This window comes from Rhizobium sp. BK650, from assembly GCF_014195325.1.
GTDB lineage: Bacteria > Pseudomonadota > Alphaproteobacteria > Rhizobiales > Rhizobiaceae > Rhizobium.
Genome location: NZ_JACIBK010000003.1, coordinates 536,648 through 560,718, shown reverse-complemented (window position 1 = coordinate 560,718; position 24,071 = coordinate 536,648). Strand labels below are relative to the sequence as shown.

21 protein-coding genes and 1 pseudogene are annotated in these 24,071 nt (G+C 60.4%); 9 read left to right on the top strand and 13 right to left on the bottom strand.

Annotation, left to right across the window (positions count from 1 at the left end; genetic code table 11):
- The first annotated feature begins 100 nt into the window (after window positions 1–100).
- Window positions 101–652: a hypothetical protein gene (locus tag FHX15_RS10940; RefSeq protein WP_184396714.1), complete on the top strand. Its 552-nt coding sequence runs from the start codon at window positions 101–103 to the stop codon at window positions 650–652.
- Between the two features lie 192 nt (window positions 653–844).
- Here the strand turns inward: FHX15_RS10940 and FHX15_RS10935 are convergent, their stop codons facing one another.
- Complete coding sequence (locus FHX15_RS10935; protein ID WP_184396711.1) at window positions 845–1,024, bottom strand: hypothetical protein; 180 nt, start codon at window positions 1,022–1,024, stop codon at window positions 845–847.
- A 162-nt stretch (window positions 1,025–1,186) separates the two neighbouring features.
- Between FHX15_RS10935 and FHX15_RS10930 the strand changes: the two genes are divergently transcribed.
- The 4 genes and pseudogenes from FHX15_RS10930 to FHX15_RS10915 all read left to right on the top strand — a co-directional run bounded on the left by FHX15_RS10930 (window position 1,187) and on the right by FHX15_RS10915 (window position 4,033).
- Window positions 1,187–2,356 (top strand): zinc-dependent alcohol dehydrogenase, encoded by a 1,170-nt coding sequence (locus FHX15_RS10930; RefSeq protein WP_184396708.1) that lies wholly within the window; start codon window positions 1,187–1,189, stop codon window positions 2,354–2,356.
- A gap of 10 nt (window positions 2,357–2,366) precedes the next feature.
- Window positions 2,367–3,167: an SDR family oxidoreductase gene (locus tag FHX15_RS10925; protein WP_184396705.1), complete on the top strand. Its 801-nt coding sequence runs from the start codon at window positions 2,367–2,369 to the stop codon at window positions 3,165–3,167.
- A 50-nt stretch (window positions 3,168–3,217) separates the two neighbouring features.
- A pseudogene (locus FHX15_RS10920) lies at window positions 3,218–3,436 on the top strand (hypothetical protein); the annotation flags it as partial.
- A 21-nt stretch (window positions 3,437–3,457) separates the two neighbouring features.
- A complete protein-coding gene (locus FHX15_RS10915; protein ID WP_184396699.1) occupies window positions 3,458–4,033 on the top strand; it encodes a cysteine hydrolase family protein in 576 nt (191 codons plus the stop codon).
- Window positions 4,034–4,147: 114 nt separating this feature from the next.
- On the opposite strand, the gene FHX15_RS10910 is transcribed toward FHX15_RS10915, so the two are convergent.
- The 4 genes from FHX15_RS10910 to folP form a co-directional block, all read right to left on the bottom strand.
- Complete coding sequence (locus FHX15_RS10910) at window positions 4,148–4,492, bottom strand: hypothetical protein (protein WP_184396696.1); 345 nt, start codon at window positions 4,490–4,492, stop codon at window positions 4,148–4,150.
- Window positions 4,493–4,579: 87 nt separating this feature from the next.
- Window positions 4,580–5,107: a 2-amino-4-hydroxy-6-hydroxymethyldihydropteridine diphosphokinase gene (gene folK / locus FHX15_RS10905; RefSeq protein ID WP_210290651.1), complete on the bottom strand. Its 528-nt coding sequence runs from the start codon at window positions 5,105–5,107 to the stop codon at window positions 4,580–4,582.
- Window positions 5,091–5,456 (bottom strand): dihydroneopterin aldolase, encoded by a 366-nt coding sequence (gene folB, locus FHX15_RS10900; RefSeq protein ID WP_184396691.1) that lies wholly within the window; start codon window positions 5,454–5,456, stop codon window positions 5,091–5,093. Before folB ends, folK begins: the two co-directional genes overlap by 17 nt.
- A gap of 135 nt (window positions 5,457–5,591) precedes the next feature.
- Window positions 5,592–6,521, bottom strand: coding sequence for a dihydropteroate synthase (gene folP / locus FHX15_RS10895; RefSeq protein ID WP_409527009.1), 930 nt, complete (start codon window positions 6,519–6,521; stop codon window positions 5,592–5,594).
- 66 nt (window positions 6,522–6,587) lie between these two features.
- Here folP and FHX15_RS10890 point away from each other — a divergent pair, with 66 nt between their 5' ends.
- Window positions 6,588–7,217, top strand: coding sequence for a DUF922 domain-containing Zn-dependent protease (locus FHX15_RS10890; RefSeq protein WP_184396685.1), 630 nt, complete (start codon window positions 6,588–6,590; stop codon window positions 7,215–7,217).
- 300 nt (window positions 7,218–7,517) lie between these two features.
- Here the strand turns inward: FHX15_RS10890 and FHX15_RS10885 are convergent, their stop codons facing one another.
- On the bottom strand, window positions 7,518–7,838 hold the full coding sequence (locus FHX15_RS10885) for a 2Fe-2S iron-sulfur cluster-binding protein (protein WP_184396682.1): 321 nt from the start codon (window positions 7,836–7,838) through the stop codon (window positions 7,518–7,520).
- Between the two features lie 199 nt (window positions 7,839–8,037).
- Complete coding sequence (locus FHX15_RS10880) at window positions 8,038–8,409, bottom strand: Hpt domain-containing protein (protein WP_184396679.1); 372 nt, start codon at window positions 8,407–8,409, stop codon at window positions 8,038–8,040.
- A gap of 462 nt (window positions 8,410–8,871) precedes the next feature.
- Here FHX15_RS10880 and FHX15_RS10875 point away from each other — a divergent pair, with 462 nt between their 5' ends.
- Both FHX15_RS10875 and FHX15_RS10870 read left to right on the top strand, forming a co-directional pair.
- Window positions 8,872–15,585, top strand: a complete 6,714-nt coding sequence (locus FHX15_RS10875; protein ID WP_184396676.1) for a hypothetical protein — start codon at window positions 8,872–8,874, stop codon at window positions 15,583–15,585.
- A 180-nt stretch (window positions 15,586–15,765) separates the two neighbouring features.
- Entirely contained in the window at window positions 15,766–16,632 is an 867-nt protein-coding gene (locus tag FHX15_RS10870; RefSeq protein ID WP_184396673.1) for a D-alanyl-D-alanine carboxypeptidase family protein, read from the top strand.
- 72 nt (window positions 16,633–16,704) lie between these two features.
- On the opposite strand, the gene FHX15_RS10865 is transcribed toward FHX15_RS10870, so the two are convergent.
- From FHX15_RS10865 to FHX15_RS10850, 4 genes are all read right to left on the bottom strand, one after another.
- Complete coding sequence (locus FHX15_RS10865) at window positions 16,705–17,319, bottom strand: ABC-type transport auxiliary lipoprotein family protein (RefSeq protein WP_184396670.1); 615 nt, start codon at window positions 17,317–17,319, stop codon at window positions 16,705–16,707.
- Between the two features lie 79 nt (window positions 17,320–17,398).
- On the bottom strand, window positions 17,399–18,769 hold the full coding sequence (locus FHX15_RS10860) for an MlaD family protein (protein ID WP_184396667.1): 1,371 nt from the start codon (window positions 18,767–18,769) through the stop codon (window positions 17,399–17,401).
- Between the two features lie 9 nt (window positions 18,770–18,778).
- Complete coding sequence (locus FHX15_RS10855; protein WP_184396664.1) at window positions 18,779–19,627, bottom strand: ABC transporter ATP-binding protein; 849 nt, start codon at window positions 19,625–19,627, stop codon at window positions 18,779–18,781.
- 1 nt (window position 19,628) lies between these two features.
- Window positions 19,629–20,798: an ABC transporter permease gene (locus FHX15_RS10850; protein WP_184397175.1), complete on the bottom strand. Its 1,170-nt coding sequence runs from the start codon at window positions 20,796–20,798 to the stop codon at window positions 19,629–19,631.
- A 101-nt stretch (window positions 20,799–20,899) separates the two neighbouring features.
- Here FHX15_RS10850 and dgcA point away from each other — a divergent pair, with 101 nt between their 5' ends.
- Window positions 20,900–21,883, top strand: a complete 984-nt coding sequence (gene dgcA / locus FHX15_RS10845; RefSeq protein ID WP_184396661.1) for an N-acetyl-D-Glu racemase DgcA — start codon at window positions 20,900–20,902, stop codon at window positions 21,881–21,883.
- Here dgcA and FHX15_RS10840 read toward each other — a convergent pair.
- Both FHX15_RS10840 and FHX15_RS10835 read right to left on the bottom strand, forming a co-directional pair.
- Entirely contained in the window at window positions 21,835–23,055 is a 1,221-nt protein-coding gene (locus FHX15_RS10840) for an MFS transporter (protein ID WP_184396658.1), read from the bottom strand. The genes dgcA and FHX15_RS10840 overlap by 49 nt on opposite strands.
- Window positions 23,056–23,250: 195 nt before the next feature.
- Window positions 23,251–24,063: a UDP-2,3-diacylglucosamine diphosphatase gene (locus FHX15_RS10835; RefSeq protein WP_184397173.1), complete on the bottom strand. Its 813-nt coding sequence runs from the start codon at window positions 24,061–24,063 to the stop codon at window positions 23,251–23,253.
- Window positions 24,064–24,071 lie beyond the last annotated feature (8 nt).

The following is a 24,071-nucleotide window of genomic DNA, read 5'->3' as shown; positions in this document are numbered from 1 at the left end:
TGTATTTCCCGCGCATTTTGGCGCCTCGGAAAGAAAGCATTAACCATTCTCCGGCAAAACTTCCTGGCAGTTCCCGAGTGGTGTTTGCCAAGGAAAATCCATGTACTCGCGCAAGTTCCTTTTTGTATGCGGCCTGGCCGCCGCGGCATTGTCTCCGGTCGCAGACGTCACGTCAAACGCCACGGCCGCAACCCGCGACAAGGCCTTCTTCGAATCCGTCGCCGGCACCTGGAAGGGTCCGGGCGAGATCGTCGCCGGCAAGTACAAAGGCACGAAGTTTACCTGCAATCTCGTCGGCTCGCCGGCCGATGATTCGGCCGCTGGTATCAAGCTTGATGGCACCTGCCGTGTCGGCGTGTTCAAGCAGCCGATGACCGCCGTGATTTCCCAGTCCGGCTCTACCTACAAGGGCAAGTTCCTGGACGGCGCCGAAGGCAAGGGCCTCGACATCGTCTCCGGCGCCGTCAGTCAGGATACCGTCGTCGTCGGCATCAACCGAGCCAAACTGAATGGCGCGATGATCGCCCGAGTTCGCGACGACAAGACGATGAATGTCACTGTTTCGGTCAAGGTCGAAAGCCAGATGATCCCGGTCATCGGCCTGACGCTGACCCGTCAGGTCGACGAAATGGCGGTCGGCTCGATCGAGTAGAGCCATTCTGTCAGAATGGATATTCCTGAAGCGGCGGTTTTCCGCCGCTTTTGTTTTGAGCATGGAAAGCCATGACCACCCGACTAGGTTGCCGATGCCTAGCCCGGAGAAATCTTGGCGTCTGAATTCAATATTGAAATGAAAGCATGAAAAAAGCCCGCGGTTTGCGGGCTTTTTCCGATTGGTCAGGCTTTAGTGAGAGTTCTTGTGGCTCTGCTGACCGGCCTTCACATGTTGCTCATGCGTGCCGCCGCGGGTCCCCGAACCGGACTGGTTATCCCGCGAGGAAGCCTGCTTCTGTGAGCCGGTATTTTTATGGCTCTGCTGACCTGCCTTGACGTGCTGTTCGTGTGAACCGCCTTGGTTTGCCATGATCAATTCTCCTTTGAGATTGTTTGCGAGAGCAGCTTGTCTGCCGTCTCGGAAAAGAAACTGCGCGAAGCGCGGCATCGTTCCGCATTTTAATATTTCGTGAATTCCACAGGATCATTTCTGCATCTGCGCAGTTCTACGACGACAACAAGGAGAACTGCGATGAAGGCCCTCACTTGGCACGGCAAACACGACATTCGCTGCGAGAGCGTCCCCGATCCCAAAATCCAGGATGGCCGCGATGCGATCGTCAAGGTCACCGCCTGCGCGATCTGCGGCTCCGACCTTCACCTTTTCGACGGCGTCATGCCGGAGATGCGCAGCGGTGACGTCATGGGCCATGAAACCATGGGTGAGGTTGTCGAGGTCGGCAAGGACAACAAAAAGCTCAAGGTCGGGGATCGTGTCGTTGTTCCCTTCACGATCTCCTGTGGTGAGTGCTTCTTCTGCAAGCGTGGTTTCTTCTCCGGATGCGAGCGCAGCAATCCAGACGCCTCGAAGGTGCGCAAACTGTGGGGAAACTCCCCTGCCGGCCTTTTCGGCTATTCGCATCTGCTCGGCGGCTACAGCGGAGGACAAGCGGAATATCTGCGCGTGCCTTACGCCGATGTCGGCCCGATCAAGGTTCCGGATGGGCTGACGGACGAACAGGTTCTTTTCCTCTCCGACATTTTCCCGACCGGCTATATGGCAGCCGATTTCTGCAACATTCAACCCGGCGATACGATTGCCGTCTGGGGTTGCGGCCCTGTCGGCCAGATGGCCATCAAGTCGGCCTTCATTCTGGGCGCCGAACGCGTCATCGCTGTTGATACCGTGCCGGAGCGGCTGGCCTTGGCAGAAGCTTCAGGCGCCATCGTCCTCGATTTCATGGACGAGGATATCTACGACAAGATCATGGATCTGACGAATGGTCGCGGCGCCGATGCCTGTATCGATGCCGTCGGCACCGAGGCTGAGGCTGCTGCAAGCTGGGATTCAAGGCTCGATCGGATCAAGGTCGCCACCTTCATGGGCACGGACCGGCCACATGTCCTCCGTCAGGCGATACACTGCTGCCGAAATTTCGGCACCGTCTCCATCGTCGGCGTCTATGGCGGCTTTCTCGACAAGATTCCGATGGGTTCGGCGATCAACCGTGGCCTGACGTTCAAGATGGCCCAGACGCCCGTGCAGCGCTACCTGCCGCTACTGATGGAACGCATTGAAAAGGGCGAAATTGACCCGTCCTTCATCATCACCCACCGAGCCTCCCTGGAGGATGGTCCCGGCCTTTACAAGACTTTCCGCGACAAGCAGGACGGCTGCATCAAGGTCGTCCTCAAGCCATAGGAGAAACGAAATGGCTGATACTGCTTCGACCAAAGGGCTTGCCGTCGTCACAGGGGCGTCCACCGGAATAGGCTACGAACTTGCCAAATGCGCGGCACAGGATGGCTACGACCTGATCATTGCCGCCGATGAAGCGCGCATTGTCCAGGCAGCCGCAAACCTCAGGGAATTCGGCGTGAGCGTCGAAGCGGTCGATACCGATTTGTCGATCCTTGAGGGCGTGGACAAGCTTATGGAACGCGTCGAAGCCGATGGCCGGTCGGTCGATCTGCTGATGGCAAACGCAGGTCGTGGCCTGGGCAAGGGATTTTTGGATCAAGATTTTTCCCGCGCGCGGAAGGTCGTCGATACCAACATTACCGGCACGATCTATCTGGTCCAGCAGATAGGCAATCATATGCGGGCACGTGGGCAAGGACGCATCCTTCTCACCGGCTCCATTGCCGGCTTCATGCCGGGCTCCTACCAGGCCGTCTACAATGGAACAAAAGCCTTCATCAACAGCTTCTCCTTTGCCCTGCGCGAAGAGTTGAAGGACAGCGGCGTCACGGTGAGCTGCCTGATGCCTGGTCCAACCGAAACCGAATTCTTCAAACGGGCGGACCTGATGGATACGTCGGTTGGCCAGGCGAAGAAGGACGACCCGGCCGATGTGGGCCGGATCGGCTATGATGCCATGCTGGACGGCGAAGGCGATGTCGTCAGCGGCTGGAAGAACAAGCTGCAAGCCGCCGTCGCCAACGTCACTCCGGCCAGTATGCTGGCCCACCAGCACGCGAAAATGGCGGAGCCGGGTTCGGGTGCAAAGTGAGGCGTTCCGCGGCGGTGCCAAGCAAAGGAGATCATGACATGAACGCCACGAATACGGATACCGAAACCAGGAGCCTGAAGCTCGCCAAAGAATATCTGCGCCTCGGCGGGCACCGCCGCTCCAAAATCGACGACAACATTACCACCGTGCGCCAGTGGGAGGAGGATCCGCCGGAGGCTGAGCGTTTCTGGCAGGAACAGATACAGCCACTATCCCCCGCCGACCGCAAGCAGGTCGAGGACTTCCTCCCTACCATCAACTCGCCTTGAAAGGTGGAAGTCTCAGAACCGATGTGCGACAGCTGGATCCATCTCTGCATCGACATGCAGAGAATGTTCGCGGAGCAGACGCCGTGGCATGTGCCGTGGATGGCGACGGTGTCACCGCAGATCGTCGAACTTGCAGGCCGATATCCGGAGCGAACGATCTTCACGCGCTTCATGCCGCCGCCGACCGCTGACGCTATGCCGGGCATGTGGAAGAATTACTACAAAAAATGGCCGATGATGACCGGCGAACACTTGCTGCCGGAACTCATGGATATTGTCGCCGATCTGAAATCTTTCGTCCCGCCGGCCCGCATCTTCAACAAGAGAACCTATTCTCCCTGGTTTGACGGGCAGTTGCACGAAATACTTACACGAGAAAAGGTCGAGACTATCGTCATCACCGGCGGTGAAACGGATATATGCGTGCTCGCCGCGGCGTTGGGCGCGGTCGATCTCGGCTATCGCGTTATCCTGTTGAAAGACGCCGTCTGCAGCAGCGCTGACGAAACCCATGACGCGACGCTTGAATTGCTGGGCGGCCGTTTTTCGGTTCAGGTGGAGATTACCGAAACGGACGCGTTCCTCTCCGATCTCTGATCCCCTTCCCTTAACTCCTCGGAATGATGCTGATGTAGCCGCTCATCCTAAGAATTGCAAAAAGCCCCGGGTGACGGGGCTTTGAGAGAATGGCTGAGTGTTTGCAGTCTGCTCTTATTTGCATTCGCCCTGGCTATTGAGCTGCGCTGTGTTGTCGTTCTGAGTGGGCGATGTCCCAGTCTTCGGCCGGCAATTGTCATCATTGCCATTGTTGTTACCGAGCGAGTTGCTGCCGCCATTGACCGACCCGGTCGAATTGTTGTCGGTGCCGCCGCCGTTCGGGCCGCTGCCCTGGCTGTTGTGGGAGCCTGTTCCGCTCTGACCATTCGTATTGCCGGACATGCCGGTGCCGTTGCCGCCTGAATTGCTGCCTCCAGTGCCAGCGCCGCCGGACTGTGCAAAGGCCGATGAGGCCATGCCGAGAGCAAGCAACGACATAGCAATGATTCTCATGCGCATGATTTTCTCCTTGGGTTTCCTTACCGAGGGTCAACCATGCGGATATGAGAATGTTCCGATCACAAAAAATTCAGGAGCTTCTGGCCCTCACGCCTTGCGCCACCAATCGCGGCTCTCGTCGGCGATCTCAATTCCCGCAATGTCGGCGCGGACGAGCCAGTCGGCAACCGCCCTGCCCCTGACCACGAGTTCGGGCGCGATATCTGCAAGCGGCATCAGTACGAAACCTCGCTCCGTCATGCGCGGATGCGGCAGTTCCAGCCTTGGCGCATCCTGCTCGACGCCTTCATAAGTCAGCACATCGATATCGAGCGTGCGTGGTCCCCAGCGCTCGATACGCTCGCGCTTCATCTGCCGCTCGATGGACAGGCAGAGGTCAAGCAGCGCTTCCGGAGAAAGGCGTGTTTCCACCGCCGCGCAGGAGTTGAAGAAATAGGACTGGTCAGTCTTGCCCCAGGGCGGCGTCCGGTAAAGCCTCGACACGGCAGCCACTCGGCAATCCGGATGAGAGGCCAGCGCCGCAAGCGCCGACGCCATGGACTTGACCGGATCACCAATATTGCCGCCCAGGCCGAGCGTTGCGAGACGGAACGATTTATCAGGCACGATGCTCAACGGTCACCTGCACGAAGTCGAGCACGCCGGGGATCGGCGCATTCGGCTTGCGCACGGTGATCTTGGCCCGGATGATTTGCGGGAATGTCTTACAAAGCCCCTTGGCGATATCGAGCGCCAGCGCCTCGATCAGGTAACGCCGCTGGCCGACGACAATCTCCTCGATGATGGTGAAGGCGGTGCCGTAATGGACGGTCTCGTCGATGGAGTCGCTTTCCAGCGCACTGCCCGCTTCCACTTCCAGTTCCGCATCCACGAAAAAACGCTGGCCGAGAAATTCCTCCTCGGCATGCACGCCATGGCGAGCGAAGAAGGCGCAATTCTGCATCAGGATCGTATAGGTGCTCATGTCGGCCTCCCCCTAAAGCATGTCGCGCAAAAGTGTACAGCGGTTTTGCGATTAAGACATGCGAAACAAGACTGAAAGCATGTCGCGCAGAAGCATATGGCGGCTCTGCGATAATGACATGCGGAAAACAAAGACTTAAAGCTTGGCGGGCAAATCTGAAAGATCGCAGCTCGTTTTAGAATTATCGTTTCGTGCTGCCAGCATAGCATCGGCTACGGCAAGCGCATCCCTGTTGATTGCGACATTGTGTACCCGGAAAACAGCGGCCCCCTGCAGCCTGAGAAGCGCGCTCGTCGCAGCCGTCGCCACATCGCGCTCTGCCGGCTCCCGGCCGGTGATGGTGCCGAGAAACCGCTTGCGCGACGTGCCGGCGAGAAGCGGCAGGCCGAAGCGATGCAGCTCCTCGAAACGCGCCATCAGCTCGAGATTCTCGTCGGGCGTTTCCTTGGCAAAGCCGAAGCCGGGATCGAGAACGATACGGTCGCGCAGGACGCCGGCAGCAGAAGCGATCGCCAGCGAACGCTCCAGAAAGAAGACCTGGTCTTCGATGATATCGGCAAGCTTCTGCCGGTCGCGGCCGGTATGCATGATGCAGAGCCCCGCCCCGGTCTCGGCCGACAGCGCGGCAATGGCCGGCTCCTTCTGCAGGCCGAAGACGTCATTAACGATATGTGCGCCAGCACCCACGGCAAGCCGTGCTGTTTCTTCCCGATAGGTATCGACGGAAATCAACGCCTGTGTGTCTTTCTTGAGCGCCTCGATAACCGGCAGCACGCGCGACTGTTCCTCCATCGGACCGACCGGGGCGGCATTCGGCCGCGTAGACTCACCGCCGATATCGAGGATTTCGGCGCCGTCTGCGATGGCCTGCAGCGCATGCTCGACGGCGGCGTCGACCGTCTGGTAACGCCCGCCGTCCGAAAAGGAATCCGGCGTCACGTTGATGATGGCCATGATCACCGAGCGCTTGCCGAGCTCGATCTCGCGGCCATGCGCCAAGCGCCAGAAACTGCTGTCGAGCTGCTTCACCAGTCTAATCCCGTTGCTAGCGAAAAAAGCCGCTATCCGATATTGCGCTTGCGGTGGCTATGCCCCAAGCTCCGCCAAACTTCAACACGGGTTCAGTTCAGAATGCCGCTTGCATTGCGTTATATGCGCCTTTCCATAGCCTTTTCCATGACTGCCTTTTTTCTCTGCGGCCCCGCGGCAGCGGAAGTCGTTGCAACGAAAAGCTATTCCTACTTCGACATCAAGGGAAAGACGGCTGATGAACTGGACGACGAACTGAGCCGCCGCGGTCCGACGGCAAACGGCTCTTCCGCTCGCCACCCCGGCGCCACCAAGATCCGCTTCGGCGGCGAGGCGACCTATATCCAGGAAAATGGCCGTTGCCGCGTCGGCAATGTCAAGGTCACCGTCCATACACAGATCATCATGCCACGCTGGAGCAACCGCAAGGGCGCGAGCCGCGAGCTGTCGATGATCTGGGACGCGCTGTCGAGCGATATCAGGCGTCACGAGGAGCGCCATGCCGAAATCGCCCGCACCCAGGCACGCGTCATGGAGCGTGAACTCAAGGCACTGCCGTCGCAGCGCAATTGTGAGGCCATGCAGGAACTCGTTTCGAATGAGTCGGCTCGCGGAATAGAGGAGCATGACAAGCTGCAGGCCCGATTCGACCGCGTCGAGGCCGTCAATTTCCAGAATCGCATGCTGAGATTGCTCAACAACAGACTCGGCGGCAAGGGCGGCGAAAGATAAGCTTTTTTCCCGCTCGAAGCGAGCGAATATCGTTAGCTGCGCAATGAAACTTGTGCGGAACTTGTGCGCTTCCCAGCCTTTTACCGATCATTTTTCATTCTGGTAGACTCAACCGTAACGCGGTAATATGACTATATTAGAAAGTGCAGTAAGGCAGCTGGCTTTCGTGATTGTGTTCTCCTGGCGCGTTCCGAAGCCGCGGGTGTTCCTCCCTCATCCGTAGGTAATGCGCCCGCCTCGCCTCGCCCGCCCCTGGCGTGCGAGGCTCTCTTTTTGGAAAGAGCCGCGGCAGTATTGGAGTTAAGCTTGCCGTTCCGGGACGTGGACGATGAGGCCATCATAGGCGGCCTTCATCTTGATTTGACAGGAAAGCCGTGAGGTCGGGCGCACGTCAAAAGCGAAGTCCAGCATATCCTCTTCCATCGCTTCCGGCGCGCCGACGACCTCACTCCACTGCTCGTCGACATAGACATGACAGGTCGCGCAGGCGCAGGCGCCGCCGCATTCGGCCTCGATGCCGGGCACGGAATTCCGGACCGCATTCTCCATTACGGTGGAGCCTGGATCGACATCGAGGTCGAAGCGCGTTCCGTCAAAGGCGACGATAGTCAGTTTAGGCATCAGGAGTATTCCGGTTTCTTTGGGTGGGCGAATTTTCTTCCGACAATTCGGCGCATCAGTCAACATCGCCGGTCACCCTCGAACCTCGCAGATCGGGACAGGTTCCGCCATTCTCAATGCGTCATCGAGGAGGTCGTAAAAAGACCCGCCGTTCCCTATTGGAACAGCGGGCCTGAAGTCGTTTGCAGCCTGTCCTGCCTTATCCCCGGCAGAGTTTCAGAATGAAATTTTCGGCGTCCACAACAGCCGCACCGAGCGCCGCCATTGCGGCGATATCGCCATTATCCTTTTCGACGGCTTCCGCCGACTGCGAAACCCTAAACGCGCCGACGGCACTCGCGGCCCCTTTCAGGCGGTGCGCGGCCGCACCAACCTTCATCGTCTCGCCACTTGCAATCTCTTGCAGGCAGGCACGCGCCTGACGCGCAAACATCTGGAGAACCTCGATTTCCACCGCCTTGTCGCCCATCGTCTGGCGTGCAAGATGGACAAGGTCGATCGGACGAACCTTTGAGGGTGAAGGCCCTTTGGAATTGTCAGGTGTTTCGAACGCAACGCTCACTGCTGCCATTTGCCAATTCTCCTGCCTTACATCACCCGCGCTTTGATACTGTTGTGCGGTCGGAGAATGGACATCGCGTTAAATTCCGGCACATCCGACGCGGAAATCTGACCGTATGGTTAACATCCCTTAAATGTCGCTAAAATATCGGCTTTTGAGCCGCTTCTGAAATTCAAAGGTGTTAACAACGGGTTAAGAGGCGTGGAAACGCAAGGGTTCATTAATTGTGTAAGGCACCCAGATGTGTCACTACGATACTGTTGAGGCGAGCTCATGCCGCGCGCCTTTGCCGATAGAGTGGATAATGGTAGTGTTTTGATACCTTTCGTTTGAAAAATCGACTATCTACTCTGAAATGACATGCTTATCCGTCCGTCTTGGATGGAGGCTGGAACGGCGAAGGTTCTTCCGGGCGAAGGCGGTGGCCCGGACGCGCTGCCGGACTGGCCGGGAATAGCGAGGCGTATCGGAATGGCGAATAATAAGTACAATGAATCGATTGAGGACAAGGCGTTCAAGGCATTGGACGAGGCACTCCAGATCGATTTTGGCCAGGAGGACGCCCCGTCTCGCCGCGGTAATGCGTCCCACGCCCCGGAGGCAAATGTGACTGACCCATCCAACGCCCGTAATCAGTCTCAGGAAGAAGCGCAACGCCGTCGCGGCCGCACTGCCCGCACGGGTGATCAGCAGGCTCCAAGGTCGCCGGCCTTTGCCCCCGCCAATGATGCCAACCGCAATTCACCCGCCTCGCTTTTGAAGTCGCTGGAAAACGGCTCCAGCCGTCCTGCCTTGCGCACGGCCACTCTCGTCTCCATTTTGTGGGTGGTCTTCGGTCTCGGGCTGATGTTCATGCTCTACGCGCAGCAGATCGCTCAGATCCGCTCGCTGACCGATCTTGCCGCCTTGCCGGGGGTGATCGCCGGCACCGTCGGTATCATCGTGCCGGTCCTGATGTTCTATGCCTTCGCCATCATGATCGCGCGCGCCCAGGACATGCGCAATGCCGCCCGCTCTATGGCCGAGGTGGCACTCCGTCTTTCCGAGCCGGAAACCATCGCTTCCGAACGTATTATGACGGTCGGCCAGGCCGTGCGCCGCGAAGTCTCGGCGATGAACGAAGGCATCGAGCGCACCATTGCGCGCGCCTCCGAACTCGAAACGCTCGTGCATTCCGAAGTGAATGCGCTGGAGCGCTCATATGCAGATAACGAATTGCGCGTGCGTGGCCTCGTCCACGAGCTCGGCTCCGAGCGCGAAGCAATCGTCAATCACGCTGACCGCATTCGCTCTTCAATTGCCGGCGTACATGATCAGCTCAAAGAAGAACTGTCGCTTGCGACAGAAGAGATCGCCATCCGTCTTGCGACCTCGGGCGAAGCCTTCGCATCGCTGATCGATACGCGCTCTGCTGCGATTATGGAGAAGTCCGACAGCGCCATCCAGTCGCTTGGCACGCTGCTGGCCGCCAAGACCGATACGCTCCTCAATACGCTGACCGCCTCGGGCCTCGCGATCGGCAATGAATTCGACAACCGCCTGGATGCGCTGACCAATACGATCAATGAACATGGCGAGCGCCTGCTCACCCAGTTCGAAACGCGCGCCTCCACGATGGACGCCAGCACCGAGCGCCTGAACGCCGCACTGCAGGAGCGCACCCAGCAGCTCAACGAGATCCTGGTTTCCCGCACCCGTGAGATCAATCAAAGCCTGACATCGGGCGAGCGCACGATCACGGGAACGCTCGACGACGTGCTCTCCAGGCTGAACGCAGCGCTCGACGAAAAGGGCGCGAGCTTCCGCCAGAGCTTGCAGTCGACCGCCGACGATGCGGTCATGGATCTCGACGTGCGCTCCGGATTCTTCGAGGAACGCCTGCAGACGACCGTCGCCCAGCTTTCGACCGCCTTCGACGAACGCGTGGCCGAATTCACCGACGCGTTCGATAAGCGTGCCGGTTCGCTCGACACAAAGCTCATCGAAAGCCTCACCCGCATCAACGAGACGCTGTCTGGCAATGCCGATTCCATCGAAGGCATCCTCAATACCAATATCGATCGCCTCGGTTCGTCCATGAGCGAGCAGTCGCTGGCGCTGGCGACCACCTTTGCGACCGGGCAGGAAGTGTTGGAAAGCACGCTTGCCAACCGTGCGGAAGAGATTACCTCAGCCCTGGCGACCCGCACCGGCGAACTGAGCTCTGCCCTTGGCAATGCCACGTCCGAAATCTCGCTCGCACTTGCAGCCGGCACCTCCGAGATGCGGAACAACCTTGTCGCCCGGGCAAACGAATTCCGTGAAACACTCCAGGCGACCACGACAGAACTCGCCACTGCTGTCGATAAAGGCACCGAGAAGGTCACAGGGGCATTCGGCGGTCGCGCCGAAGAGCTGAGCAGCGTTCTCGCTGCCCGTGCCGCTGAGATCACCGATGCGCTGCAGACTGCCCATACCGGCCTCGACAGCGTGATGGCCGAACGCGGCGGCGCGCTGATCGGCGCTCTCGCCGACCATCACAGCCGTTTCGATGAGGCGCTCGCGAGCCGCTCGGAAGCCATCATCAATACGGTCTCAGGCACGCATGACCGTCTTGCCGAGACCCTCGACGAGAAGGCGATGGCGCTGGCGATCTCGCTGAACGAGACGCAGTCGCGCATTGAAGACACGCTCTCGACCCATTCGGAATCGCTCATCAACGCCGTCTCCGGCACGCATGATCGGCTCGCTGACACGCTCGACGAAAAGGCGATGGCGCTTGCCATTTCGTTGAACGAGGGCCAGGCGCATATCGAGGATACGCTTTCGACCCGTTCGAAGGCCATCATCGATGCCGTTTCCGGCACGCATGACCGCCTCTCCGATACGCTCGACGAAAAGGCGATGGCGCTCGCCATCTCGCTGAGCGAAGGTCAGGCCCGCATAGACGATACGCTGGCGACCCGTTCGGAGGCACTTATCAGCGCCGTCTCCGGCACCCATGACCGCCTCACCGAGGCGCTTGATGAAAGGGCCATGGCTCTTGGCATCTCGCTGAACGAGACGCAGTCTCGCATCGAGGACACGCTGACAAGCCATTCGGAATCGCTCATCAACGCCGTCTCGGGCACGCATGACCGTCTTTCCGAAACCCTCGACGAAAAGGCGATGGCGCTTGCCATCTCGCTGAACGAGAGCCAGAACCGCCTGGAAGACACGCTAACGGCCGGTACCAATGCTCTTGCCAATGCGGCTACCGGCACACATGACCGGATCGCCGCAGCGCTCGGAGAAAGCCAGCTCCGCATCGAGGAAGCGCTCACCAATCGCGCCGAATCCATCGTTCAGGCTGTTACGAACAGTGCGGACCGCCTCGCCGATACGCTCGACGAAAAGACAATGGCGCTCGCCATCTCGCTCGACGACGGCCAGAGCCGCTTCGAATCCGCTCTCGAAAATCGCAGCAATGCCATCATGGACACCGTTGCCAGCGCCGAAGAGCGCGTTGCTGGCGCCTTCGCCGACCGGACAGAGGCGATCCGCGCGGCCTACACGGACAATCAGGCCCGTCTCGAAACCGCGCTTGCCGAACACAGCGCTACACTCTCGGAAGCCCTGGATGCCGGCGGTGCGCGAATGGAAGGCATCATCGGCAGCATGACGGGCCGCATCGAGGATGGCCTGACTGAGGCCCAGAAGCGGATGGCCGCCCTTGCCAACGATGCCGCAAGCAGCGTCGAAGGCGGTCTCGCCGCAGCGCACGACCGCATCCGCGCTACGCTCGACGACCGTACCAATGCCATCAAGCTGACGTTGACCGAGGCCCATAACCTTATCAACGATACGCTCTCCGAACAGGCGACCTCGATCGGCACGTCGGTTGCGACGAGTGTCAGCATGCTCGAAATGTCGCTGGAAGATCGCGAGGCTGCGATCCGCCAGGCGATCGACAGCAGCGCCCAGACGCTCGAGGATCGCATGCGCGAAGGTGCGGGCCAGATCGCCGGCCGCTTCCAGGAAGCAGCCAACACGATCTCGCGTTCCGCAGCCGATTTCTCCGGCCATCTCGATCATTCCGTCGACAATCTCACCGGACGTTTCGCTGAAACCGGCGCCCGCGTCGAAGCCGGCCTTGCCGCCATCGAAGCGCGCATCGCCGACGGTGTCGGCGGCGTGGCGGATAAACTCGATGCTGCGGGCAATAATTTCTCCGGCGTATTGGACGACGGCATCTCCCGCCTCGGCGCAATCGGCGACGATGCAGCCCAGCGCATCGCCGCAACGCTCGGCAACAGCGCCGCAAACTTGACGCATGCGCTCGACAGCCGCAGTGCCAGCCTGACCGAGGCCCTCGATAGTCACACCGCCCGCCTGACGGACGCTTTCGACGGCCGCAGCGCCAGCCTGACGGAAGCACTGCGTTCTGGCACTGCCAACCTCACCCAGGCGCTCGATAGCAGCAGTGCAAACCTTACTCACGCGTTGGACAGCCGTCGGGCACAGCTTGCCGAAACGCTCGACAGCGGCAGCGCGACCATGGCGCAGTCGATTGACGGCCGCACTGCGGCGCTGAGTGACGTGATGGATCGCGGCAACGCGCGCATCGAAGAGCGTCTTTCCACCATGGACCGCGCTCTGACCGTTGGTCTGGATGCCGTCAATCGCACGATCGAAGGCAAGGCAGCCGGCCTCGCCGCAAGCCTGCGTAGCGCCGTCGCCGAAGCGGCCGAAGGCATGGATGGCGAAGCCGCGAAGTCCTCGGAACTGCTCAGTCGCACGGGCCAGCAGTTCGCCGAAGCAATGGACGAACGCTCCGCGCAGATCGTCAACCGTGTGGCTGAAGCCCAAAGCCGCCTCGCCGGTCAGGCTGCCGCCGTTGCCCAGACCTTCTCCGAAGCCGGCAATGTCATCGTCAGCAAGGTGGCGGAAGCAGAAAACATCGTCAGCAGCCAGGTCAGTGCCATCAACAACGCGCTTGCCGATGCGGGCCAGACGCTGGAAGCGCATGGCAATTCGATCCGCTCGACGCTGGCGGATGCCGGCAGTCAGATCACATCGAGCATGGCCGAAGTAGACCGGGCGCTCGAAGCCCGCAGCAGTATTATCCGCTCCAGCCTGGAACAGCGTGCCCGCGAAATCGATACGACGCTCACCGATATCGACAAGGCGCTGGAAGCACGCGGCAACTCGATCCGTACAACGCTCGACGAGCGCACCCGCGACTTGAACTCTATGCTTGCCGGCCGCTCCACCGAACTGACGCGCATCTTGGACGAGACGGCGCGTCCGATCATTGATCGCTACACCGATGCCGGCCAGGAAGCTGCAGCTCGCATCACCGCAGCCGCAAGCCTCAGCGCCGACCGTCTGCGTGCCGAAAACGATGCACTCACCCAGGCTGTCGCTGCACGCGCCGAAAACGTCGCCAATGCGGTCGCCGCCATCGAGAACAGCCTGACAAACAACGTCAACGGCCTCGTCCAGCGCCTGTCGGAAAGCAGCGCCGTAATGGCCGACATGATGACGCGCGCCGCCGATCAGCTGAGCGGCGTCGACAGCCGTCTCGGCGATACGACGACACGGTTCACCGACTCTGCCGCCAAGGCCGCCGAAATGGTCTCCGCTTCGACCCGCCTTCTCGAGGGCAAGGTCGATCGCCTCTCGGATATTTCCGGGCAGACGCTTGCCCAGGTCGGCAGCATCATCGGCCGCTTCGACGACCATTCGAAGGTTCTGGGCCAGGCCTCGCAGCTTCTCGCCGCCGCCCAGTCCGGCCTCGTTTCGACACTGGAAGAGCGTGAGACTGCCCTCCAAACGCTGGCAGCCGGCCTGGTTCAGCGTTCGAGCGAAATCGAACGGACCATGCGCGGCCTCGGCGGCATGATCGAAACGGTATTCGAACGCGCCGAGCAGCGCTCCAACCAGGTCACCGGCGCCTTGCGCCAGAGCGTTCAGGCTTCGTTTGCCGATATCGGCCGCGTGCTTTCGGACACCGAGAAGCGCGCCGAGGAAGCAGCCTCCACCATGCGCGAAGCGATTAACCGCGCCGGAGAGGAAGCCAATGCGACGATCGACAGCAGCTTTGCCAATGTCGAGCGCCGCTCGGGCGACCTTACCAACCGCCTGCGTGGCGGCCTGACGGCCTCGCTGTCGGAAGTCGAGCGCATGCTGGGCGAAGCAGGCCGCGCTTCCGACAGTGCGGCGCAGAACCTGCGTGAATCGCTTCGCGATGCAATCGATGAAGCCGTCAGCCGCTTCTCGGGCGCAACGGAGGAGATCCGCCGCTCCGCAGCCGATATTCGCAGCGAACTCGACAGCACCCGCGCCGAACTGAAGCGCGGCGCCTTCGACCTGCCGGAAGAAGCCAAGGAAAGCGCATCCGCTATGCGCCGCGCGGTCGCCGAGCAAATCAAGGCCCTGCAAGATATCTCGCAGATCGTCGGCCGCTCCAGCCAGCGGCTGGAACTCTCCGAACCGGTCGCTCGCACACTCGCTCAGGCCGAGCCTGCGCCGCGTGTCGCCCAACCGGTGATCCCGACGGCGCCGGCCCCGCAGCCGGCACCGACGGCACGTCAGTCGATCGAGTCCATGGGCCTGCGCGGCGCCATCTCACCCGCCGCGGCAGCAGCTCCGGCTCCCGCTCCCCAACGTCCGGTCGCGCAGGCTCCCCAGCCGGCGCCGGTTCGCCAGGAGGCTCCTCGTACGGAAGCCGCCAGCGGCGGCTGGATCAGCGACCTCTTGCGCGGCGCCTCGCGCGACGAGACGGAAGAAGCTCCGCGCGCTCCGGCCCGTCCGGCAACGGAAGCTGCCGCTCCGGCTCCTGCTCCCGCCCAGCGCGCCAATGACAGTCGCAACCCGCGCCACGTCGTCGAATCGCTGAACTCGCTCTCGGTCGATATCGCCCGTGCCATCGATCATGACGCATCGGTCGATCTTTGGCGCCGCTACCAGCGCGGCGAGCGCGACGTCTTCACCCGTCGCCTCTACACGCTAAAGGGTCAGCAGACCTTCGACGAGATCAAGCGCAAGTATGATCGCGAGCCGGAATTCCGTACCGCTGTCGACCGCTACATAGGCGACTTCGAAAAACTGCTCGCCGATGTCGCGCGCACCGATCCGAACCGCACTGTGACGCAATCCTATCTGACCTCGGATACCGGCAAGGTCTATACGATGCTCGCCCACGCTGCAGGTCGCCTGAGCTGAGCGGCGCAAAAGATCGGTGAGACAAAAAGGGTCATCTGTGGATGGCCCTTTTTTATTGCTCGAGCTCCTTCATTCCGTCACAAACATTCCCGATCCGCGTGGATCGACGGGGGGCAGCAGGCCCTCAAGCCAGAGTTTCGCCAAGCCAAGTGCTTGCCACGATAGAGACCGTAGACATTGATGACCAAGATGACCTCCCGGCTGATAGTCGCCGCCTTTTCGTCCGTATTTCTTCTGGGCGCGTTCATTGAGGCTGAAGCCGGCCAAGCAAGCTTCCTTGTGGACGTACAGTCCGGCCAGGTTCTGGAAGCGTCCAATCAGGATGATTTGAATTATCCGGCGTCGCTGACGAAGATGATGACGCTCTATCTCACTTTTGAGGCGCTGCGCGACAAACGCCTGACCTGGGATCAGAAGATCACTATGTCGGAGAATGCCGAGAGCAAGGAGCCCTTCAAGCTCGCGATCGGCGCCGGCCGTAAGGTCACCGTCAGGGAGGCGGTCGAAAGCATCGTCGTTCTCTCGGCCAATGACTCTGCTGTGGCGCTCGCCGAGCAACTCGGTGGCTCCGAACAGACCTTCGGGACGCTCATGACGGAAAAGGCCCGTCTGCTCGGCATGAAGGACACGGTTTTCAAGAACCCGTCGGGCCTGCCTGACCCGGAACAGGTCACCACGGCGCGTGACATGGCAACGCTCGGCGTTTCGCTGATGCGTGACTTCCCCGAGGAATTCAAGCTCTTCTCCATGCGCGGCTTCCAGTTTCGCGGCATGAAGTTTCGCGGCCATAACAACCTCATGTACCGCTACAACGGCGTCGACGGCATCAAGACCGGCTTCACCGATGCGTCGGGCTACAATGTCGTGACATCCGCTGCCAAGGATGGCCGCCGCGTCGTCGGCGTCGTCATGGGCGAAAAGACCGCCAACCTGCGCGACGACAAGATGGCCGGCCTGCTCGACAGCTACCTGCCTTCGGCCGCAAACGCGACCGCATCGGCAACGGGCGGCAACCCGACGATGACGGACGCCCAGCCGACCAAGTAAGCCCTCCGAACCGGAAACGAAAAAGCCCGAAACCGTCTGACGGTTTCGGGCTTTTTGTTGAAAGGCGAAGGCTCAGATCAACTTCAGCGTCCAGCCAACAATCTGGTCGGTGACCGATGTAAAGGCACGGCCCAACCCCTTGACGAAACTCACGTTGTCACCGCCTGCCGGAGCGGTTGCCCGGAAGACCTGCTGGGCGCGCACCGTGCCGTTGCGATCGTTGAGGATCTTGGCGGAAATCTCCACCACAGCCTTGTTGCCGGATGCCGCGTCAATCTCGAAGGAGCGGATGTCGGTCACGAGTTGATAGTCGATTGCAAGTCCCTGCCCCGGCTTTCCGACGCCGCCGAGCTTGCCGGAATTCTCGAAGGCTTGGACAAGTTTCGATTGCACCATCCGTGGCAGCGTATCACTCCACTGGGAGCGTGACAGATACTGAATTTCCGAGGGTGAAACGCGGATGACGATCTGGTCGCTGTTCAGCGCCTTCAAAGCCGTAGGATCGGCAATCAGGATCTGCTTGTTCTTGGCCGAAGGACCGGTGCCATCCACTGATGCTGCTGAAAGATCAAAGGTGTCGTTCTTGGCCGTCGATCCACAGCCGGTCAGAAGCGCTGCTGTCAGCGGCAAAATAATCGCCGTTCCACGGACCCAGGAACGGCGCGACATCACATGCGATAGACCCATATTACGCTACCCCTGACCTCTGTTTTTCTTTCCCGCAATTCCGGACCTAAAACCGCTACACACTTTTCCTGGAATTGCGCTAGCGCCGCGTGCGCCCATCATATTGCTTGACCGTTGGCCCGCCGAAGATGATCCGCTGCGGGTTCTGGTCGAAATTGGTAATGGCATTGTTGAGGTTGTTTGCCGTGCCGCGCAGTTCATTGACCAGCGTCTCGACATCGCGCAAGCCGCTGCCCGAGAACCGCTGCAGATTGTCGGCAATCGGCCCGATGCGCCCATTGAGATTGTCGGCGACCTTCTTGAAGGATTCCAGCGTGGCGCGTGCCTCAGTGAACAGCGAGTTGGTATTGTCGGAGCCGAGCAGTGCATCGACCTTGATGAGGATGCCGTCGACGCGCGTCGAAGCCGAATTGAGCTTGTTTGCCATCTGCTGGACGTCCTTGATCGTCTGATCGATGTCTTTCCGACGGTCCGCCACCGTATTCGAGACATCGCGGATCGACGCGACGGCCGCGCGCGCATCCTTCGTTGCCTGCGCGATGTCGTCGACGGAACCCTTGACCTTGTTGGGGTCGATGGCCGCAACCAGCGTATCGACACGATCGAGCGTCACCTGCGCCTTCTTGCCGAATTCGTTATAGGTCGTCACCGTCTGATCGATCTTGGCGACTAGGCCCTTGAGATTACCCGAGGCATCGGCCACATCACGGCTGACCTTTTCTGCATTGCCCAGGATCGTATTAATCTTCTGCGCATCGACCGCCTTCACGAGATCCTCGACCGCAGCAAGGGTGGAGTCGACGCGGCCCGAGACATTGCGCACCGTATTGGAGAGGTCGCCGACGCTCTGAAGGAAGCTGTCGATATTGCCGGAGTTCTTGGCAAGCGCGTCGGAGAAGGTTTCGGCATTCTGCAATGTCTTGGTCAGCGGCCCGCGCGCATCGCGGACAAAGCCCTGCACGTCGCCGACGGCATCATTGGCGCGGTCGAGGATCTTGTCAGCGGTTGCAAGCAGGTTGGTGACGCTCGACTGGTCGGCGACGATAACGGCACGTTTGCCGCTTTCCAGCGCCTGCTGGAGAATGTTCTTCTCTTCCTTGCGTCCGCCCGAAAGCTCGATATAGGCCGCACCCGTCAGGCCCTGGATTTCGAGAGCCGCCTTGGTGGAGGGGTAGATCGGCGCATCCGAGCGCACTTCGGTAAAGGCCAGCGAATATTGCGGGTCGTCGGCATCGATCGAGAGCGTCAGCACCGAGCCGACCTGAATACCGTTGAAGCGCACGGGTGAACCGACGCTGAGGCCGTTGGCGGAGCCTGGAATGCGCACGATCAGCTCGGCCATCGGCCCGCTGCGGCCGTATTCGGCCATCCAGTAGACGAAGCCGAATGCGGCCGCGATCACCAGAACGGTGAAAAAGCCGACGATCGTATAATTGGCCCTGGTTTCCATCGTCTCCGGTCACTTCCCGCTGTCATGCTGCGCCTGTGCCGGCGCGTGTTCCTGCGGCACGATCGAACGCGCCCGCTTGCCTTTGAAGTAAGCCTGAACCCACGGGTCGTCATAGGCCAGCATGTCGTCGATCGTCCCTTCCACCATTACCCGCTTCTTTCCGAGCACGGCAATACGGTCGCAGACCGAAAACAGGCTGTCGAGATCATGGGTGACCATATAGACGGTTAACCCCAGGCTATCGCGGAGATTGGCGATCAGCTCGTCGAATTCCGCAGCACCAATGGGATCGAGGCCCGAAGTCGGCTCGTCCAGGAAGACGAGTTCAGGATCGAGCGCCAGAGCACGGGCGAGAGCCGCACGCTTGATCATGCCGCCCGAAAGCTCGGACGGATATTTGTCGGCAGCATCCGCTGCCAGGCCGACCATCCGAATCTTCAGGTGCGCCAGCTCGTCCATCAGCGAACTTGGCAGGTCCAGATATTCGCGCATCGGCACCTGGATATTCTCTTTCACTGTCAGTGAGGAGAAGAGCGCGCCCTGCTGGAAGAGGACACCCAAGCGCATGTCGAGCGCATTACGCTCCGGCTCGTCCAGTTCGTCGAAATCCTGCCCGAGTATCTTGATCGTGCCGGAGCGGCGCGGCAAGAGGCGCAGAACGGTGCGCATCAGCACCGACTTGCCGGTGCCAGAAGCGCCGACGAAGCCGAGGATTTCGCCGCGGTAAATATCGAGATTGAGCTTGTCGAGGACGACCTTGGGCCCAAAAGCGACCGTCACGTCACGCGCCGACAGCACGATGTCGCGATTGTCGTTCTTGATCGTTTCGATCGGTTGCTGATTCACGTCGCCCGCCATGTCAGAAATCGATCGCTGCATAGAACATCGCAAAAAGACCGTCCATCAGGATGACGACGAAAATCGCCTTCACGACGGAGGCTGTAACATGCTGGCCGAGCGATTCGGCGCTGCCGCCGACCTTCAGGCCCTCGACTGCCGCGACGATGCCGATGACGAGCGCCATGAACGGCGCTTTGATCATGCCGGCAAGCACGGTCGAAAGCGTCACCGCCTCATGCAGGCGTGAGAGGAAAGTGGCGAAGGTAATGCCCGAATAGGCATAGGCGACACCGGCAGCGCCTGCCAGCGAGGCGAAGTTGGCTATCACCGTCAGAAGCGGCAAGGCCACGGTCAGCGCCACCAGCCGCGGGAAGATCAGAACGCCGATCGGATTGAGCCCCATCACCTTCAGAGCGTCGACTTCCTCGCGCATTTTCATGGAGCCGATTTCGGCTGTTATTGCACTGCCCGAGCGGCCCGCGATCATGATGGCAGTGAGGAGCACGCCGATTTCACGCAACTGCAGGATGCCGACGAGATCGACGACAAAGATTTCCGCGCCGAAATAGCGAAGCTGGAATGCGCCCTGCTGCGCGATGATCGCGCCGATCAGGAAGGACATGAGCAGGATGATAGGAACGGCGCGAACGCCCATATGATCGATCTGGTTGACGATCGAGGCCGGCGAAACGCCGCTGCCGCGGCCGAATTTCATCTGCGCGCCGCGCACCGCCGAACCAAGGATATACATGGAGGCGGCGACATTATCCCAGACGTCTAAGGTCATCCGCCCGATCGGCGCGAAGATGCGCTGAGCGATCGAAAGCTTTTCCTTCTGTTCCGGTTCCTGTTTTTCCGGTTCTTTAGAGAAGGTGGCGATCAGTTCGTCGATATGCTGGTTCGTGCCTTCGAAACGAACCGTCCGTCCGGCTGCCTCTTGTTGTTTCCTTAGCCGGCAAAGCAGCCAAATTCCTGCCGTGTCGATATCGGTTACGCCGGAAAGGTCGAGCGTCAGGTCGCCACTGTTGTTCCGCGCCAGCTTCTCGAAATCCTGCAGGACGAGATGGATGGTGGCGCTGCGCCAGTTACCTTCTAGATGCACATGCTGGTCCGAGCCCTCGACTCGGTCGTCCACATGCAGCGAGGCGGCGTTGCGTTTCTCGGACTTCAAAATATTTGTGTCTTTCAATGCTTGCAGCGACAGTCGCGACTCGCGAACATTATATTCGCCGCCCGGCGCGTTAATATACAGAAGCAACGGGCAATTTCCATGCTCGCAGGAGAGCAAATATGCCGCGCCACCTTGATATCCAAATGAATTCATTCCCGATTGCGGGCACCTTTACCATTTCGCGGGGGGCAAAGACCTCGGCTGAGGTGATCACCTGCACGCTCACGGAATCAGGCGCCGGGGGGCTGGGCGAATGCGTGCCCTATCGCCGCTACGGTGAGACGATCGAAAGCGTCATAGCCCAGATCGAATCGGCCCGACCGCTGATCGAGGCGGGCATCTCGCGCGCCGAATTGCTGCATGCCATGCCGCCGGGGGCCGCCCGAAATGCCATCGACTGTGCCCTCTGGGATCTCGAAGCCAAGCTGACCGGCAAGAGCGTCGCCTCCCGGCTCGATCTCCGCAAGCTGAAGCCGCTGACCACGGCCTACACGATCTCGCTCGGCGAACCCGATGTCATGGCGGCCCAAGCTCGCGAACATGCGCAGCGCCCGCTCCTGAAGGTCAAGGTCGGCACCGGCGATGATGAAAGCCGTATTCGCGCCGTGCGTGAAGCCGCACCGAACGCGGCCATAATCCTCGATGCCAATGAGGGCTGGGCGGAAGACCGGCTCGAACATCACCTGCGCATCGCTGCCGAAGTCAATATTGCGCTGGTCGAACAGCCGCTGCCGGCCGGGCGTGACGACATGCTGGCGGAGATTGCGCGCCATGTTCTCGTCTGCGCCGATGAAAGCGTGCATCACACCGGCGATCTCGCAAGCCTCGCCGACCGTTACGACGCCATCAACATCAAGCTCGATAAAACCGGCGGCCTGACGGAAGCGCTGGAAATGAAGGAGGAGGCACAGCGGCTCGGCTTCTCCATCATGATCGGCTGCATGGTCGGCACCTCGCTCGCCATGGCGCCCGCAGTGCTTCTGGCGCAGGACGCCGATTTCGTCGATCTCGACGGTCCGCTGCTACTGGCGCGCGACCGCGAGCCCGGCCTGACCTATGCCGGCTCCCTCGTATTTCCGCCCGAAGCCAGCCTCTGGGGCTGAAGATAATAGGCAATGATGACGAGGCCGAGCCCGAAAGCCGCGACGAGCGCCATGATGTAATAGCTGGTGAGACCGAAAGCGGCATAGATATAGCCGGACGCGATGGTCATCAGCCCCGAAGCCATGCCGATATGGAAGAAATAAGCGCCCTGGGCCGAAGCTTCCTGCGTTTCCTGCACCGTGGCGACGATGCGCCGCTGCACACCGGTATGCACGAAAGCATAGGTGAAGCCGTGCAGGCATTGCAGCATCAAGAAGCCGATGAAGCTCGTCTCCGTCGGAAAGAACACCCAGCGGCAGATGCTGACGGCGCACCCGAAACGGATCAGCGTCCACGCGTTGAAACGGCGATTGAGGCGCCGCGACAGGAAAAATACCGTCACCTCGGAAGCAACCCCCGCACTCCAGAGAAGGCCGACTTCGGTGCCGGAGAAGCCGAGCTGGTGCCAGTAGATCGAGGAAAAGGCATTGAGCAGCGCATGGCTTGACTGCTGGATCGAAACGCCGAGCAGCAGGAGCAGCAGATGCGGCTCGCGAAGCCCGCTGCCCGTCGTCGCCGGAAGATTGATAGGCTGGCCGCGCCGCCGCGTTGGCCCGATCCGCGGACAGAAGATCGCCATCGTAATGGTCAGCACGAAGCCGAAGATCATCACCGGCAGCACCATTTCGCCGCCCCAGCGCCCGACGAGTTCACCGCCGACGAGCGTCGATATGATGAAGGCGATCGAGCCCCAGACGCGCATGGAACCGTAATCCAGCCCCCAGCGGCGCACACCAGAAATCACGATCGATTCGACGACAGGCACATAAGGCGCGAAGGTCGCGCCTTGCAGCGCAAAGACGACCAGCACCGGCCAGAAATTCGTCGTCCAGAAGAGCGCGATCGCCGTCAGCAGCGACAGGATGCCCGACCACAAGAGCACATGCGCCCGCTCCTGCATGCGGTCGGCAAAGACCGCCACGATCGGCGCCACGAGAACGCGAACCACCATCGGCACGGCGAGGATAGTGCCGATCTGATGATCGTTGAATTGGTGCGTGGAAAGCCAGACGGGAAAGAAGGGCAGGACGATACCGTTGACCAGCAGCGGCGCGCTATAGCAAAGCGCGCTGAGCTGCCGGAAGCGCGGCGGCGCTCCCTCACCCGTGAAGGAATTTTGTGCGGGAATCATGATGGACCTGGAAGGAAACTCAGCGTTGCCTAACACATCCAATCAAACACGACTATGGCGAGAAATAGTCTTATCGAACCGATTCAAAAAATAAGCCGAAACGATTTAAAAAATAAATAGGGCCTGTCGCCAACCGGCAACGGCTAAATTGATAGTGCAACGGCAGCGACTGCCGGTGCGGTACGCACACATTAATCATGCAGCCTGCGGGGCGAGGCCGCCCTCTTCAATGAGTTCGACGGATGTCAGCGCCGGCACATTGCTGGTGAGCGCACGCCAGGTGATGAGTTCGAACCTGCCGTCTTCATGTTCCGCGATCGCCGTGCAGCTTTCGACCCAGTCGCCGGTATTGATATAGCGAATGCCATCCATGTCCTCCATCACGGCATGGTGGATATGGCCGCATATGACGCCGTCGGCACCACTCTTGCGGGCCTCCTCGGCCACCACGCGCTGGAACTCGCCGATGAAATTGACGGCGTGCTTGACCTGCAGCTTCGCCCAGGCCGAAAACGACCAGTAAGGCATGCCGAGCCGGCGGCGCACAGCGGCGAGAACCACATTGATACGGATCGCCGTGTCATAGGCCCAGTCGCCGAGATAGGCGAGCAGACGGGCGTTGCGCACGACGACATCGAATTCATCGCCATGCAGGATCAGGTACTTCTTGCCGTCGGCGCCGTCGTGAATGATGCGGTCGACGACTTCGATGCCGCCGAAATGCGTGCCCGGAAAGGCACGCAGGAATTCGTCGTGATTGCCCGGGATGTAAACGACGCGGGTACCCTTGCGCGCCTTGCGCAGGAGTTTCTGGACCACATCGTTGCAGACCTGCGGCCAGTACCAGCTGCGTTTCAGGCGCCAGCCATCGACGATATCGCCGACGAGATAGACGGTGTCCGCCTCGTGATAGCGGAGAAAATCCAGCAGGAAATCTGCCTTGGCGGCCTTGGAGCCGAGATGCACATCGGAAATGAAGAGGGTGCGGAAGCGCCGGGGTTCCATCATGTCTGTCA

Bases quoted from the DNA above. Each gene is read 5' to 3' on its own strand.
- FHX15_RS10915 (WP_184396699.1), top strand. From the start codon at position 3,458: ATGTGCGACAGCTGGATCCATCTCTGCATCGACATGCAGAGAATGTTC.
- FHX15_RS10935 (WP_184396711.1), bottom strand. From the start codon at position 1,024: ATGGCAAACCAAGGCGGTTCACACGAACAGCACGTCAAGGCAGGTCAG.
- FHX15_RS10880 (WP_184396679.1), bottom strand. From the start codon at position 8,409: ATGGCAGCAGTGAGCGTTGCGTTCGAAACACCTGACAATTCCAAAGGG.
- FHX15_RS10875 (WP_184396676.1), top strand. From the start codon at position 8,872: ATGGCGAATAATAAGTACAATGAATCGATTGAGGACAAGGCGTTCAAG.
- FHX15_RS10865 (WP_184396670.1), bottom strand. From the start codon at position 17,319: ATGGGTCTATCGCATGTGATGTCGCGCCGTTCCTGGGTCCGTGGAACG.
- FHX15_RS10840 (WP_184396658.1), bottom strand. From the start codon at position 23,055: ATGATTCCCGCACAAAATTCCTTCACGGGTGAGGGAGCGCCGCCGCGC.
- FHX15_RS10910 (WP_184396696.1), bottom strand. From the start codon at position 4,492: ATGCGCATGAGAATCATTGCTATGTCGTTGCTTGCTCTCGGCATGGCC.
- FHX15_RS10930 (WP_184396708.1), top strand. From the start codon at position 1,187: ATGAAGGCCCTCACTTGGCACGGCAAACACGACATTCGCTGCGAGAGC.
- FHX15_RS10925 (WP_184396705.1), top strand. From the start codon at position 2,367: ATGGCTGATACTGCTTCGACCAAAGGGCTTGCCGTCGTCACAGGGGCG.
- FHX15_RS10835 (WP_184397173.1), bottom strand. From the start codon at position 24,063: ATGATGGAACCCCGGCGCTTCCGCACCCTCTTCATTTCCGATGTGCAT.
- folB (WP_184396691.1), bottom strand. From the start codon at position 5,456: ATGAGCACCTATACGATCCTGATGCAGAATTGCGCCTTCTTCGCTCGC.
- FHX15_RS10890 (WP_184396685.1), top strand. From the start codon at position 6,588: ATGCCGCTTGCATTGCGTTATATGCGCCTTTCCATAGCCTTTTCCATG.
- FHX15_RS10870 (WP_184396673.1), top strand. From the start codon at position 15,766: ATGACCAAGATGACCTCCCGGCTGATAGTCGCCGCCTTTTCGTCCGTA.
- FHX15_RS10885 (WP_184396682.1), bottom strand. From the start codon at position 7,838: ATGCCTAAACTGACTATCGTCGCCTTTGACGGAACGCGCTTCGACCTC.
- FHX15_RS10855 (WP_184396664.1), bottom strand. From the start codon at position 19,627: ATGGCGGGCGACGTGAATCAGCAACCGATCGAAACGATCAAGAACGAC.
- FHX15_RS10860 (WP_184396667.1), bottom strand. From the start codon at position 18,769: ATGGAAACCAGGGCCAATTATACGATCGTCGGCTTTTTCACCGTTCTG.
- FHX15_RS10940 (WP_184396714.1), top strand. From the start codon at position 101: ATGTACTCGCGCAAGTTCCTTTTTGTATGCGGCCTGGCCGCCGCGGCA.
- dgcA (WP_184396661.1), top strand. From the start codon at position 20,900: ATGCCGCGCCACCTTGATATCCAAATGAATTCATTCCCGATTGCGGGC.